The following is a 13,432-nucleotide window of genomic DNA, read 5'->3' on the forward strand; positions in this document are numbered from 1 at the left end:
TTAGATATTGATGCGAAATTTTCAGACCAAATTTCGCATGTTTTTCAGGTGGTCTGGCTTTAATTGGAGTTCTTTATGGCAAACGGTTTAACGATCGCAATTCTCAGCGCGATTCTTGCCCTGGTTTTCAGTGGCATCTGGATTCGGCGTATTTATGCTCAGTCCCCCGGCAATGCACGTATGCAAGAAATCGCTGCTGCCGTACAAGAAGGTGCATCGGCTTATCTCAAGCGTCAATACATGACGATCAGCATGGTTGGCGTAATTTTATTTCTTGCCGTGGGCGCGACCCTTTCATGGAGTACTGCTTTCGGTTTTGCCTTGGGCGCATTGCTTTCTGGTGTTGCCGGTTTCCTGGGTATGACCGTATCTGTCCAATCCAATGTACGCACGGCGGAAGCGGCACGCACCGGACTGAATGAAGCATTGGAAATCGCATTCCGCGGCGGTGCCGTTACTGGCATGCTGGTGGTAGCGCTTGGATTATTGGGTGTGGCAGGTTATTGCGCACTGTTGTACAGCGATTCAGCTGCTGATCAGGCCATGAGCGACATCATTCATCCGCTGGTGGGCTTTGCCTTTGGTGGTTCGCTGATTTCCATTTTTGCGCGTCTGGGCGGCGGTATTTTTACAAAAGGTGCAGACGTGGGCGCAGACCTGGTGGGTAAGGTCGAAGCAGGCATTCCTGAAGATGATCCACGCAATCCTGCTGTAATCGCGGATAACGTGGGCGATAATGTTGGCGATTGCGCTGGCATGGCAGCCGACTTGTTCGAAACTTATGCCGTTACCATCATCGCGACCATGCTGCTGGGCGCCTTGTTGTTCACCTCTGATGCGGCCAATGCTGTGGTTTATCCATTGATGCTGGGCGCAGTTTCGATTGTCGCTTCCATTATTGGTTGCTATTTCGTCAAAATGCGTGAAGGCGGAAAAATCATGAACGCGCTGTATCGTGGCTTGGCTGTTGCTGGTGCGATTGCGTTTTTTGCTTATCTGCCAGTCACTGTCTGGTTTATGGGCGGTATGTCGTTAAATCTCGATGGTAGTGATGTAGCAGGTGGCGAACTGGTCATGCGCCTGTTTGTTTGTGCTGCTATCGGCTTGCTCCTGACTGGCTTGATGGTGATCATCACCGAGTATTACACTTCGACCGAATATCCACCAGTGCAACATATCGCTAGCGCATCGACCACAGGGCATGGCACCAATATCATCGCTGGTCTGGGTGTTTCCATGCGCGCTACTGCCGCACCTGTTTTAGCAGTGTGTGCAAGTATTCTGATTGCCTATTCACTGGCAGGCCTCTATGGCATTGCGATTGCTGCCACCGCCATGCTGTCCATGACCGGTATTATCGTAGCACTTGATGCATACGGCCCCATTACTGACAATGCAGGCGGTATTGCTGAAATGTCTGGCATGCCTGAATCGGTACGTGCGATCACCGATCCGCTGGATGCAGTTGGCAATACCACCAAAGCCGTTACCAAAGGATATGCCATTGGTTCAGCCGGACTGGCTGCACTAGTGCTGTTTGCCGACTACACGCATGGTCTGGAACATGCAGATAAACTGCTCACTTTTGATTTATCCAATCATATGGTCATCATCGGCTTGTTTATTGGCGGCATGGTGCCTTATCTGTTTGGCGCAATGTCGATGGAAGCTGTCGGCCGCGCTGCAGGTTCTGTGGTGATTGAAGTGCGTCGCCAATTCAGGGAAATTCCCGGCATCATGGAAGGGACCGCCAAACCGGATTATTCCCGTGCAGTAGATATGCTAACCAAAGCAGCCATTAAAGAAATGATCGTCCCGTCCTTGCTGCCAGTACTGATTCCAGTGTTAGTAGGTATCTTCCTCGGCCCGCAAGCACTCGGTGGTGTATTGATGGGTTCCATCATTACCGGTCTGTTCGTGGCTATTTCCATGACCACCGGCGGTGGCGCTTGGGACAATGCCAAGAAATACATCGAAGATGATAACTATGGTGGTAAAGGAAGTGAGGCGCACAAGGCTGCAGTAACGGGTGATACCGTTGGTGATCCGTACAAAGATACGGCTGGACCCGCCATCAATCCGTTGATCAAAATTATTAATATCGTGGCATTGCTGATTATTCCACTGTTGTAATGTTTTGTTTTTAGCTATTGAAAAAGCCCGCCAGGTTTAGCTGACGGGCTTTTTTTTTACCTATTTGCTGCGTTGTCATGCTGCTGCCGTTGCATTCTCGCACCATATTACGTAGCATCAATCGTGAGTGCGATCATGAGCGTAATGGATTTTATCTGTTCACCGATAGTCACTCATTGATAATTTTTATCAGAAATTCTGTATAACTGTTTGTATTCACAACATTAACAGGAGAGTCAAGATGAATATTAAAGGACGCATTCTCGTTTCAGTCGTTCCACTGTTCTTCGCAACATCAGGTTTTGCTAGCGAAGAAAAAGTCGAGTGGTCCCAGGTTCCGGAAAAAGTGCAAAAGACTATCACGCAACATTTACAGGGCGGAACCATTGAGGAAATTGAAAAAGAAACAGAGAAAAAATATGGCATCGTTTATGAAGCTGACGTAAAAAAACCCGATGGCAAGAAAATTGAAATCAAGGTCAAGGAAGATGGTACCTTGATCGAAGTCGAAGATGATTAAGCGCGCAAATTCTTCCAATCAGCGGTGATCTTCGCGCTATTTCCGCGCGGTCTGATAAAATATCAGTCAGACCGCATTTCCGTTTAGCCCAAAGGAAGGAGTAATAATCATGCTATCCAGAACGCGCTATTTCCTGCAGTCAAGCTTGATGCTCATGATCTTGAGTATAGCCTGCACCTTTGCACAAGCAAGCTCAGCCACCCCATCAGCTGCACCAGCAAAATCTGGCGCTGGACATCAGCACGCGGATCAGACCAATCAGGCAGCGCCAGCTGATGAATGTGCACCGAGGCTGCAAAATCTCGGTTCTCATACTTTTCCAGTTAGCACCAATAACCAGCAGGCGCAATTATTCATGAATCAAGGACTCAATCTAGCCTATGGATTCAATCATGCTGAAGCGCGCCGCGCCTTCCAAGAAGCTGCACAACTCGATCCTGCTCTGGCCATGGCTTACTGGGGGCAGGCGCTAGTGCTGGGACCCAATATCAATGCCATGATGGATCCGAAAGAAGAGCAGGAGGCGCTAGAATTGATTCAGAAAGCGGTGTCGCTCATGACCACTGCAACGCTGCGGGAGCAGGAACTTATTCGCGCGCTGGAAAAACGTTACACGGGTAAAGCGGAAGATCGTGCCGGGAATAATCAGGCTTACGCAGAGGCCATGCGCGCAGTATACCAACGCTTCCCGGATGATCCCGATATTGCTATACTCTATGTCGAATCGATGATGGACTTGCGTCCATGGGGCTACTGGATGCCAGACGGACAACCGTATGAGGGCACGACTGAAATCGTGGCAATCACCGAACAAGTCATGCGCCAGAATCCTAAGCACCCCGGCGCATTGCATATGTATATCCACCTTATCGAACCGACCAGTACACCCGAGCGGGCAGAACCAGCCGCGGATACCTTGCTGTCGCTCATGCCAGACGCAGGCCATACCGTGCATATGGCATCACATATCTATCAGCGTGTCGGGCGCTATACCGACGCGATAAAAAGCAATCAGCTCGCTATTTCCGCAGATGAAGCTTATTTTGCGCAATGCCGGGCGCAAGGGCTCTATCCGATGGCCTATTATCCGCACAATATCCACTTCCTCTGGCTTGCGGCCACGTTCAATGGACAAAGCAAGCTTGCCCTTGAAGCAGCGCGCAATGCAGCCGCCAAGATCAGCGATGCCGTGCTGCAAAAGTTTCCTGTCACAGCGATATTCCGTGTCATTCCCTACTGGACGCTGGCGCGATTCGGCCACTGGGAAGAGGTCCTCAAGGAACCGGCGCCGCCAGCCGACAACGCGTTCCTGACAGGTAGCTGGCACTATGTACGCGGCCTTGCGTTTGTGGCAACGGGTCAACTGCAGCAAGCCGAGCAGGAACTCGCGTCATTGCGCAAAATCATGCAAGAACCAAGCTTGGACGCACCCTTATTCTCACAGAATACAACCCGCACAGTACTGGCTATCGGCCCCGAAGTATTGGCTGGCGAGATCGCTGCTGCCCAGGGAAAATTCGATGAAGCGATTGCTCATCTCGATCATGCTGTTCGGCTGGAAGATGGACTGGTTTATACTGAGCCCGCCGAATGGCACTTTCCACCGCGGCTGGCGCTGGGGGTCATTCTGCTGGAAGCAGGGCGTCCCGCCGAAGCGGAAACAGTTTATTGGGAAGATTTGCGGCGTAACCGCCACAACGGCTGGGCGTTGTATGGTCTGATGCAGGCACTGAGCGCTCAGCAGAAAAATGATCAGGCAGCGCTCATCGAGGTTCGCTTCAAGAAAGCATGGGAACGTGCTGATATCACGCTCAATGCCTCGCGTTTGGGAAGGCCTCTGAACCTGAGGAAATGAACAGGGGGAGTTTCGATGAAATGAGCCTAGCGGATGCTGCCGACACGACATGAACCGTATTGCAGCGATCGACTGGATGCGCGGTATTGTCATGGTGCTGATGGCGCTGGACCACGCTTCTGCTTTTTTCAACCAGGGACGTATTGCAAACGATACAATCGTGAAGCACGTAGTCGGATCGAATTTTGTGATCGAGCAATTTTTCACCCGCTGGATAACGCATCTGTGCGCGCCGACCTTTATCTTTCTGACAGGGACAGCGATGGCACTCAGCATCGTACAGCGGCGTGCAAAAGGCATAGAGAGCAAAGCCATAGAGCGTGATTTGCTCATCCGAGGCGCATTCATTGCGTTGCTGGATGTATTGCTGTTTTCATTCTTAGCCGGCAAGCTGTATCTGCAAGTGCTGTATGCGATTGGTATCAGCATGATGCTGATGGCGCTGCTCTATCGTCTGGGTAGGCGCGTGCTGTTATTTGGTGCATTGCTCCTGCTTTTTGGCGGAGAAATGTTCACCATCTTATTCTGGCAACCGCATGGCGATGTACCGCTCTGGCTGGCACTGACTTTTGCTCCCTGGTTCAGTGTATCCTTCACGGTGCTCTATCCGGCAATTCCCTGGCTCGCTATCATGATGCTGGGGTGGGTATTTGGCGATTGGCTGATCACACGCAAAGAACACGACCGGTCAGTTGCCCACCTGCTGCTGGTAGCGGGTCTGCTTGCTTTGACCTGTTTCCTGCTTGTGCGAGGGTTCAATGATTATGGCAACATGCTGCTGTATCGCGAAGATTATTCGCTTATCCAGTGGTTGTATGTCAGCAAGTATCCACCGAGCATCAGCTATATTTCGCTGGAGCTGGGGCTGATGGCAATCATACTGGCGATCATGCTATGGCTCCAGCCAAAAACAGGTATTCGCGCGCATGGCCCCATGCTGGTATTCGGTCAAACAGCACTTTTTTTCTACCTCGCCCATTTTGCCGTATTGGGTGTGCTGACCCTGTTTCTCAAGCCCGGCGGACTTGGCCAAGCCTATCTCGCAACTGCCATCGCGCTAATAGCGCTTTACCCGATTTGTTGTGCTTATCGAGCCTTAAAATGGCGTTATCCGGATAGTGTTCTGCGATTTGTTTGAGGAACAGTTGCTAACCAGCAACCGCTGCTTGGCAATGTGGCACTTACAGTTCTGCTGCAGCACAATGAACGTTGCGCCGAGGCAAGGTAGGCGTTACTGCGAATTTGCTTGACAGTATATTTCAATTATGATAATCATAATTGCGTCTTTCAAAAAAGAAGGGCGAGTGGTCATATATGTTAGAAGATCTATTTTGCTATGTATTTTTTCTATTATAGGAGACTGCAACAATGAAACTTTCACTTATATTAGCTGCACTCTTGGCAGCTTCCTCTCTTACAGCCTGCATGGAACCAAAACCTGGTCAGTATCCGCCAAGCGCGATGATGGAACGTGAATCTATGCCGGACAAACAAGAGGGAAAAAGCTAGCTAGCACTAAGCATATGACGCAAATATGATGAGGCAAGTATTTTACCGCCCTGTCAGGGCGGTTTTTTTTGATACCCATTAACATCAGAATCACAGTGGCCTGCTCATAATATGCCTTTACGATACAACACACATAAATCCATCATGATTGCAATACCGTAGTGCAGCATCACACCCGGCCAGATACTCTTACTTTTCAGACTCATTGCACCTAATACAATACCGGCAACAATGGCGCCAATCGTTTCGGGGAGCGGTTTGCCAAAATGAATCATACAATAGGGAATTGTCATGACAAAGATAGCGTAAATGCCAAATTCTCGTTTAGTTCCATGCAATAAAAATCCTCGGAATAAAAATTCAAGGGCAACAAACTGAAAAAAATAAAACGTCTGCCAAATAACAAAATTTGGATAAAGCGCCTCATTTTTCCCAATACCATAAAAAGGATAGCTTGCCATAAAGCTTTCTGTTCCTGAGAAATAAGCAATTATGGGAAACATACTGATGATCATCAGAAGATAAGGCCGGTAATTGCTAAAACTGTAATTGGGTGCTAAGCCGTAGTCACTGAGATTTTCTTTTATAATCAGTATAATAACCAGTAAAGGAAGAATAAAGTAAAACAATATGATAGATGATGCCCAGAACATCAATTGATGTAGCTGAGCATCAGCATGGTACAGCATGAATGATTGAAAGATATTTGCAAGATAAGTGAGTTCTATGCTTTTCAGTATGGATAATACAAAGCGATAATCTCCCAAGTAGCGGTTAAAGGTCAGTGCCAATGCCACTACAATACAAACCAGCGCTACTTTTAAACTCGCTTTGTTTGTTTGCCATTGCAGTAATTTGGTAAAAATTTGATCGGATTGAGGGATTAAAAACCTAAGCATTTTTCAGTGAAGTAAAAATTCCTATTCCAGTGGCTTGTGCGACACAACTATTTATTTGGTGGCGCGTCAATTGTTGATGGATGTCGGGAATAATGCAGATTTAAACGTCATATTGCAATGTCGAGATTATCACGCCGATGATTAAAACAAAATGTGGTTTAGCTGAATGAATATAAAATGTGTACTGCGACTATCAGCACCGTTTTATTCGCTGAAAATTTCTTCTAAGGAAGATAATTACAGCAGTTCATTTGCGAGATTCGCCAAAGCCGAACGCTCTCCCTTCTCAAGACGGATATGCGCGAATAAAGGATGTCCTTTCAAGCGATCAATCAGGTAAGTAAGACCGTTGGATTGCTCGTCCATATAAGGGGTGTCGATCTGGTTGATGTCACCTGTAAACACCACCTTGGTTCCCTCACCGGCACGGGTGATGATCGTTTTAACTTCATGTGGCGTGAGGTTCTGCGCTTCGTCAATAATGAACATCACATTGGATAAACTGCGTCCGCGAATAAAAGCCAGGGCAGTGATCGAAAGTTTGCCATTTTCTTCCATATCATCCAGCACTTTGGATTTCCTTTCAGTGGCACGGAACTGGCTTTTGATGTATGTCAGGTTATCCCACAATGGTTGCATGTAAGGGGAGATCTTATCTTCAGCACTTCCAGGCAGAAAGCCGATCTCGCGATTGCTCAGCGGTATAACCGGCCGGGCGAGAATGATCTGATTGTATTTATTCTTTTGTTCAAGCGCAGATGCAAGTGCCAACAGGGTTTTCCCGGTTCCAGCCACGCCCTGAAGGGCAACGAGCTTGATCTCGTCATTCATTAATGCATTTACAGCGAAAGCCTGTTCGGCATTTCTGGGTTTGATATTGTACACATAGGTTTTTTCGACCCGCTCGATGGTATTCAGGGTTTCGTTGTATCGCGCCAGAACCGAGTCACTGCCATTTTTAAGAATGTAATAACCATTGGCTATTTTATGGTTACCGAGCAGACTGGCTTCTTCAATACGTCCTTTTCGATAAAGCTCGCTGATAGTCGTGGCAGCAATGCCCTCAATCACCGGAAATCCAGTCGAAACATTCTTGACGTTTTTAACTTTGCCGGTTTCATAGTCCTCTGAAGGCAGGCCAATGGCCTTGGCTTTCAAGCGCAGATTGATATCCTTCGTGACCAATACAACCTTGGCAAATTTTTCGGAATGGGCCAACGTCAATGCTGCGTTGATGATCTTGTGATCGTTTTTTCCTTTGCCATAAATTTCTTCTGCATCCGTACCGGTAAGCAGGTTGGACATGATAATTCTCAGTTTCCCTTTCTTTGGCCCAAGCGGAATCCAGCTGTTTAAACCATAATTGCCTGAAAGCTTATCCAGGAACCGGATCACTTCTCTTGCTTCAAAGTTCTTCATTTCATTGCCTACTTTAAAACGATCGAGTTCTTCCAGGCAGGTAATGGGAATGGCCACATCATTTTCTTCAAAGTTTTTAATGGCGTTGTGATCGAAAAGCAAAACCGAAGTATCCAGTACGTAGATTTTTTTAGCGCGTTTTGCCATGGGTTTTGGTATGGTTAGTTATCATCTAACAAGAGTATATACACTTTTTTTATCACAGAAACCACCTCAGGAAGCGCATATGTGTCGTGTTTTCGCAAACATGCTGGCAAGGCAAGATAGGGCGTGATTGGAGCAATTTTTTCCCTTTTCGCTGAAATAACTTCGATGCTGTTGTGCGAACGCTTAGATTTTCATCTTAAGACGAACCGCCCAGTCAAAAAGGCGGCCACCGAGCAGCCATCTTGATACCACTGCCGTTTTGGAATCCAAAGGCAAGGCATGCCGCATAGGGGAAAAGGAGGCGGTAGCGGCATCAAGCACTGCTCTTGCAATGATTTCGGGGCCAGGCGCTTTGGGCTCGCCCGCCAAAAGACGAGGAAGTGCGGTAAGCAGTTTCTGATAAGCAGGCGGATGCGCAACTGTTTTGAGCAATTCAAACTCCTTTGCGGCAAATTCTGTTTTAATCAGGCCAGGCGCAATGACCACGACGCTGATGCCGAATTTCATCACTTCACCCCGCAAGGTTTCTGACAATGCCTCCACAGCATGCTTGGACGCCGCATACCAACCGAATCCCGGAATGGAGGTTTTACCCAGGATGGAGGCGATGTTGATAATGCAGCCGGACTGCTGCGCGCGCATATGTGGCACGACCGCCTGCATGAAGCGTGCATAGCCGAAGACATTGACTTCAAACTGTTGATGGGCCGCTTCCATGGAAACGCATTCGATTGCGCCCAACTGACCGTAGCCAGCGTTGTTCACCAGCAAGTCAATCCGGCCTTTGGTTGCCATGGCATGTTTTACCGCTGCCTCGATCGCTGCTGCATCAGTCACATCCAAACAAATCGGCTCGATGTGATCGGAACGGATTTGTTCCAGCCTATACATGCGCCGTGCCATGGCAAAGACATAATAGCCATTTTTAGCGAGCAGTAGAGCGGTCGCTCTGCCAATACCGCTGGATGCGCCGGTTACCAATGCAATGCGTTGTGTCATGATTTGATGTAATAGAAGGCAGCCAGAAAAATAACGAATTGAAAATAACCGGTTCATGCTTAAAAGGCAATCAAAACCCGCCAAAATTGCCTTGCTGATTTGAAAGTGCTGGCATAATCTGCAAGCTCTCCCAGAATCTATCTCGCTCGTGTTTCATGGCATGAAAATAAATTTTTACTTTCTCAATTAATGATATGTTGTATCATATCAATCATGATTAAGTTGCTCTGGAGCTCTGCATGCCTGCACCCAATGCTTTAAATAAATCTCCTTCCTGTCTGCCGGTCACTATTCTTTCAGGTTTCCTGGGCGCCGGTAAAACAACAGTACTGAATCATATTCTCAATAACCGGCAAGGTCGGCGTGTCGCCGTGATCGTGAATGATATGAGCGAGATCAATATCGATGCCTCGATGATTGAGAAAGAAGTTTCGTTCAATCGCGCCGAAGAAAAATTGGTCGAGATGAGCAATGGTTGCATCTGCTGCACCTTGCGTGAAGATCTCTTGATCGAAGTACGCAAGCTTGCTGCCGAAAGAAAATTTGATTACCTGGTGATCGAGTCGACCGGCATTTCTGAACCGTTGCCGATCGCGGAGACGTTTACCTTTGCGGATGAAAATGGTGTCAGCCTATCGGATATCGCGCGGCTGGATACCATGGTTACTGTGGTCGATGCTGTTAATTTCCTTAAAGACTTTGAAGAACCCAGAATGCTGCAAGAGACGGGTGAAAGCCTTGGGGAAGAAGACGAGCGCAGCGTGGCCGATTTGCTGGCCGATCAGGTTGAGTTCAGCGATGTGATTTTGATCAATAAGACTGATCTGATCACTCCAGACGAATTAGCCCGGCTACAGGGCATCATGCGCTGTCTCAATACGCAAGCTGAGATTATTCCGATTGAAAATGGACGTGCTGATTTGGCCAAGTTGCTGAATACGTGCAAATTCAGTTTTGAGCGCGCCCAGCAGGCGCCCGGCTGGCTGAAGGAATTACGCGGAGAACATATTCCGGAAACAGAGGAATACGGCATCAGCAGCTTTGTTTACACTGCGAGAAAGCCATTTCACCCGCAACGCTTTTACAATTTTCTGCATCAGCCCTGGACAGAAGGCAAATTACTGCGCTCCAAAGGCTATTTCTGGCTGGCAACGCGACCGGATTATGCCGGGCAGTGGAATCAAGCGGGCGGCATTGCGCGCCATGGTTATGGCGGAATGTTCTGGAAAGCCGTGCCGAAGGAGCAATGGCCCACGGATGAGGACTATCTGGCATCGATCCAGGCGCAGTGGGTGGAACCATTTGGCGATATGCGGCAGGAGCTGGTCTTTATCGGACAGAATCTGGACGAACAAGCAATCTGCCAATGGCTGGATGAATGCCTGCTGACTGATACTGAACTGCATGCCGGCAAAAGCTATTGGTTGACAATGCCGGACCCATTTCCTTCCTGGGAGAGGAATTGACATGCGCGCGTCTATATTATCAGCCAATTCACCCGCCCCCTCTTCAGTAAGGCAAAGTATCAGTATCGTAGGCCATGAACCGGAAATACTTGCGCGCATCTATGATGACCTTATTAAAATATGCATTCTGCAGCGTGTGCTCAGCGCCGGTATCAAACACTATGCCGCATATTTACAGCAAGAGCACATTGGCTTTGAACTGGTGCAGCCCATCAATGTAACGCAGGTAGGAAATAGCTTGAAGGCATTGCTGCCCCAGCATCACACGCGGAATGCCTTCATTGAGGATGTTCGCTGGGTGGTCGAGATGTTTGCCTGTCTGTTCGAGCTGGAGAAGGTCGGTGTGCGGCTGAATGTGCTGACCAAAACCATGTGTCCGCGATTCCACGCAGACAAAGTGCCTTGCCGCCTGATCACGACGTATGCCGGCAAAGGGACGGAGTGGCTGGATAGTAAAGCTATCGATCGTGTTATGCTTGCGGCTTACAACGAATCCAAAGAAAGGGCCGATGCATTTGCTAAGCACTACCCAATCCAACGCTTGCAGGAAGGAGATATCGCTTTGTTCAAAGGTGAGCAATGGGATGAACAGGAAGGAGATGGCGTGATTCATCGTTCACCAGCGCTTGATACGAATGAAACGCGGCTACTGCTGACTTTGGATTTTGCTTGAATCGGTTATGAATAACGGTTAATCGTTGATTAAGTCACAGGAAATGATGAGAAATGTCCGTCGATATTGACCATATCATCCAGAAATCACAAGAAGCATGCGCATCGGCAGGCGTTAAATTAACCATCAAGCGCAAAAATGTGCTCGTCGTGTTGCTGCGTTCCTCGACGCCTCTTTCTGCCTATGAAATTGCGGAAAGATATAAAACACAATTTAATGAATCATTACCGGTCATGTCGGTTTATCGCATACTGGATTTCCTGCTTCAGGAAAAACTGGTGCACAAGCTCGAAACAGCCAGTTTATATATAGCTTGCGCCCATATTGCCTGTGACCATCAACACGAAACCCCGCAATTTCTGATTTGTGACCGCTGCCATGCTGTCAAAGAAATCGGCATCAAACAGCACATCATGACGGAGCTCGCGCGCAGCATACAAAACACCGGCTTTACCCTGGCCCACCAGCAACTTGAGCTGCATGGGCTTTGTGAACGCTGTCAAAGTGACTCGATGTAATGGCCATGCTTTTGAATGCGTGAAAGAGGTGAGGGATTATTTTGGATTGCATTGTTCACGGACCAGTCAAATTTTAAGACACTTGGCAGATTCAAGATTAAAGACTATTTTATGGTAATACCAACAAAGTATTTTATCTGAAAGCGAGGTAAGTAATATGCCAGCAGCAAAACAGGAAGCATTGAAAACGATTGACCAATTGCCAGACGATGCAGATATGGATGAAATTATGTATCGGCTTTATGTGTTGGATAAGATTAGGAAGGGGCAAGAAGCTGCGGAGCAGGGGAAAACTGTGACCAGCGAACAACTTAAGCGAGAAATAGAGGTGTGGTAATCTGGACTGAGCCAGCGAAGGCCGATTTACGTGCTATCCATGATTTTATCGCCCATGATTCCCGTTATTACGCCAAGAAAGTTGTTCAGGATATCCGCGAGGAAATCGAGGGGCTAGACGAGTTTCCAAAAATTGGCAGAATAGTCCCCGAGCTCAACGATGATAATGTGAGGGAATTGCCCCTGTATTCTTATCGAATTATTTATGAGATCAGTAATCAGGCTATATTGATACTCGCTGTGGTACATCAAAGAAGAAAACTAATAAGCGACGATATTTTAAGGGAAGCAAAAGACTAGACCCTTTGATGATATCCCCCAATAGGGCTAGTCAGTGCATTTTACGAACATTCACTTGAGTCTTTTGTTAGACCAGTTGATGCCCGAGCCAGCTTAATCAATAATATCAACGCCTCATTTACTGCTTTCTCCTTAGGAAATGCTTTTGCAACTTCCGGTTCGAGCACAGAAATTGAGGCCAAGCCGCAACCGCGACCTGACCTCAAATTCTGTGCAGCATACAAAACACCGGCTTTACCTTGGCACATCAGCAACTCGAGCTGCATGGGCTTTGTGCACGCTGTCAGAGTGATTCCATGTAATGGCATGCTTCGTAAAATCTTCATCTCTCGACGCATGCAAGGGATGAAGATTGTTTTGGTTTGCATTATTCTCGGGTGAGTCTATTGTGAAACAGCCAAAGATGGCAAAAGGCAAGACTTGGCCATAAGCCTGAAGTGCAGCGTAGTTGGCAGTCCGAGTTGATGCAATTGCTAGCCCATCTTTAACATCACATTTTAAAACACACTAACAATTAATATGTTACAAAGCAAAAAATGATCGTAAGGCACTACATTTGATTTTTTCTGTGACATCAAGCTTACACGTATGTTTTGATAACTCCTCCTGGTAACGGATCCAAGTTTAGCGCTTGGTAGATAGCAGCCAGTTCCGGTTC

General features: G+C 47.7%; 14 protein-coding genes. 10 read left to right on the forward strand and 4 right to left on the reverse strand.

The features are described 5' to 3' along the window. Positions 1-75: 75 nt before the first annotated feature. The 5 genes from J5I83_RS13215 (at position 76) to J5I83_RS13235 (ending at position 6,017) form a co-directional block, all read left to right on the forward strand. Positions 76-2,133, forward strand: a complete 2,058-nt coding sequence (locus J5I83_RS13215; protein WP_304056896.1) for a sodium-translocating pyrophosphatase — start codon at positions 76-78, stop codon at positions 2,131-2,133. A gap of 241 nt (positions 2,134-2,374) precedes the next feature. Then, entirely contained in the window at positions 2,375-2,653 is a 279-nt protein-coding gene (locus J5I83_RS13220; RefSeq protein ID WP_304056899.1) for a PepSY domain-containing protein, read from the forward strand. Positions 2,654-2,762: 109 nt separating this feature from the next. Further along, complete coding sequence (locus J5I83_RS13225) at positions 2,763-4,508, forward strand: hypothetical protein (protein ID WP_304056902.1); 1,746 nt, start codon at positions 2,763-2,765, stop codon at positions 4,506-4,508. A gap of 49 nt (positions 4,509-4,557) precedes the next feature. Further along, positions 4,558-5,646: a DUF1624 domain-containing protein gene (locus tag J5I83_RS13230; RefSeq protein WP_304056904.1), complete on the forward strand. Its 1,089-nt coding sequence runs from the start codon at positions 4,558-4,560 to the stop codon at positions 5,644-5,646. 230 nt (positions 5,647-5,876) lie between these two features. After that, complete coding sequence (locus J5I83_RS13235; protein ID WP_304056907.1) at positions 5,877-6,017, forward strand: hypothetical protein; 141 nt, start codon at positions 5,877-5,879, stop codon at positions 6,015-6,017. A 104-nt stretch (positions 6,018-6,121) separates the two neighbouring features. Here J5I83_RS13235 and J5I83_RS13240 read toward each other — a convergent pair whose 3' ends face one another. The 3 genes from J5I83_RS13240 to J5I83_RS13250 all read right to left on the reverse strand — a co-directional run bounded on the left by J5I83_RS13240 (position 6,122) and on the right by J5I83_RS13250 (position 9,481). Next, the gene (locus J5I83_RS13240; protein WP_304056909.1) at positions 6,122-6,916 is read right to left on the reverse strand and encodes a CPBP family intramembrane glutamic endopeptidase; all 795 of its coding nucleotides are present in this window, start codon (positions 6,914-6,916) and stop codon (positions 6,122-6,124) included. A 237-nt stretch (positions 6,917-7,153) separates the two neighbouring features. Then, positions 7,154-8,482, reverse strand: a complete 1,329-nt coding sequence (locus J5I83_RS13245; protein WP_304056911.1) for a PhoH family protein — start codon at positions 8,480-8,482, stop codon at positions 7,154-7,156. A gap of 183 nt (positions 8,483-8,665) precedes the next feature. Then, entirely contained in the window at positions 8,666-9,481 is an 816-nt protein-coding gene (locus J5I83_RS13250; RefSeq protein ID WP_304056912.1) for an SDR family NAD(P)-dependent oxidoreductase, read from the reverse strand. 239 nt (positions 9,482-9,720) lie between these two features. Here J5I83_RS13250 and zigA point away from each other — a divergent pair, with 239 nt between their 5' ends. The 5 genes from zigA to J5I83_RS13275 all read left to right on the forward strand — a co-directional run bounded on the left by zigA (position 9,721) and on the right by J5I83_RS13275 (position 12,774). Continuing rightward, the gene (gene zigA / locus J5I83_RS13255; protein ID WP_304056915.1) at positions 9,721-10,947 is read left to right on the forward strand and encodes a zinc metallochaperone GTPase ZigA; all 1,227 of its coding nucleotides are present in this window, start codon (positions 9,721-9,723) and stop codon (positions 10,945-10,947) included. Between the two features lies 1 nt (position 10,948). Then, positions 10,949-11,620 (forward strand): DUF1826 domain-containing protein, encoded by a 672-nt coding sequence (locus J5I83_RS13260; protein ID WP_304056918.1) that lies wholly within the window; start codon positions 10,949-10,951, stop codon positions 11,618-11,620. A 53-nt stretch (positions 11,621-11,673) separates the two neighbouring features. Then, positions 11,674-12,138 (forward strand): Fur family transcriptional regulator, encoded by a 465-nt coding sequence (locus tag J5I83_RS13265; protein WP_304056921.1) that lies wholly within the window; start codon positions 11,674-11,676, stop codon positions 12,136-12,138. Positions 12,139-12,295: 157 nt separating this feature from the next. Further along, positions 12,296-12,475, forward strand: a complete 180-nt coding sequence (locus J5I83_RS13270) for a hypothetical protein (protein WP_304056923.1) — start codon at positions 12,296-12,298, stop codon at positions 12,473-12,475. Continuing rightward, entirely contained in the window at positions 12,469-12,774 is a 306-nt protein-coding gene (locus tag J5I83_RS13275; protein ID WP_090539905.1) for a type II toxin-antitoxin system RelE/ParE family toxin, read from the forward strand. The genes J5I83_RS13270 and J5I83_RS13275 overlap by 7 nt, the downstream gene beginning before the upstream one ends. A gap of 41 nt (positions 12,775-12,815) precedes the next feature. Here the strand turns inward: J5I83_RS13275 and J5I83_RS13280 are convergent, their stop codons facing one another. Next, positions 12,816-13,100 carry a hypothetical protein gene (locus J5I83_RS13280; protein ID WP_304056927.1) on the reverse strand — a complete coding sequence of 95 codons (285 nt, stop codon included), beginning with the start codon at positions 13,098-13,100 and terminating at the stop codon, positions 12,816-12,818. Positions 13,101-13,432: the final 332 nt, after the last annotated feature.

This window comes from Nitrosomonas communis, from assembly GCF_024102715.1.
GTDB classification, from domain to species: domain Bacteria; phylum Pseudomonadota; class Gammaproteobacteria; order Burkholderiales; family Nitrosomonadaceae; genus Nitrosomonas; species Nitrosomonas communis_B.

Bases quoted from the DNA above. Each gene is read 5' to 3' on its own strand.
- J5I83_RS13225 (WP_304056902.1), top strand. From the start codon at position 2,763: ATGCTATCCAGAACGCGCTATTTCCTGCAGTCAAGCTTGATGCTCATG.
- J5I83_RS13215 (WP_304056896.1), top strand. From the start codon at position 76: ATGGCAAACGGTTTAACGATCGCAATTCTCAGCGCGATTCTTGCCCTG.
- J5I83_RS13245 (WP_304056911.1), bottom strand. From the start codon at position 8,482: ATGGCAAAACGCGCTAAAAAAATCTACGTACTGGATACTTCGGTTTTG.
- J5I83_RS13235 (WP_304056907.1), top strand. From the start codon at position 5,877: ATGAAACTTTCACTTATATTAGCTGCACTCTTGGCAGCTTCCTCTCTT.
- J5I83_RS13280 (WP_304056927.1), bottom strand. From the start codon at position 13,100: ATGAAGATTTTACGAAGCATGCCATTACATGGAATCACTCTGACAGCG.
- J5I83_RS13220 (WP_304056899.1), top strand. From the start codon at position 2,375: ATGAATATTAAAGGACGCATTCTCGTTTCAGTCGTTCCACTGTTCTTC.
- J5I83_RS13265 (WP_304056921.1), top strand. From the start codon at position 11,674: ATGTCCGTCGATATTGACCATATCATCCAGAAATCACAAGAAGCATGC.
- J5I83_RS13240 (WP_304056909.1), bottom strand. From the start codon at position 6,916: ATGCTTAGGTTTTTAATCCCTCAATCCGATCAAATTTTTACCAAATTA.
- J5I83_RS13260 (WP_304056918.1), top strand. From the start codon at position 10,949: ATGCGCGCGTCTATATTATCAGCCAATTCACCCGCCCCCTCTTCAGTA.
- zigA (WP_304056915.1), top strand. From the start codon at position 9,721: ATGCCTGCACCCAATGCTTTAAATAAATCTCCTTCCTGTCTGCCGGTC.
- J5I83_RS13230 (WP_304056904.1), top strand. From the start codon at position 4,558: ATGAACCGTATTGCAGCGATCGACTGGATGCGCGGTATTGTCATGGTG.
- J5I83_RS13270 (WP_304056923.1), top strand. From the start codon at position 12,296: ATGCCAGCAGCAAAACAGGAAGCATTGAAAACGATTGACCAATTGCCA.
- J5I83_RS13250 (WP_304056912.1), bottom strand. From the start codon at position 9,481: ATGACACAACGCATTGCATTGGTAACCGGCGCATCCAGCGGTATTGGC.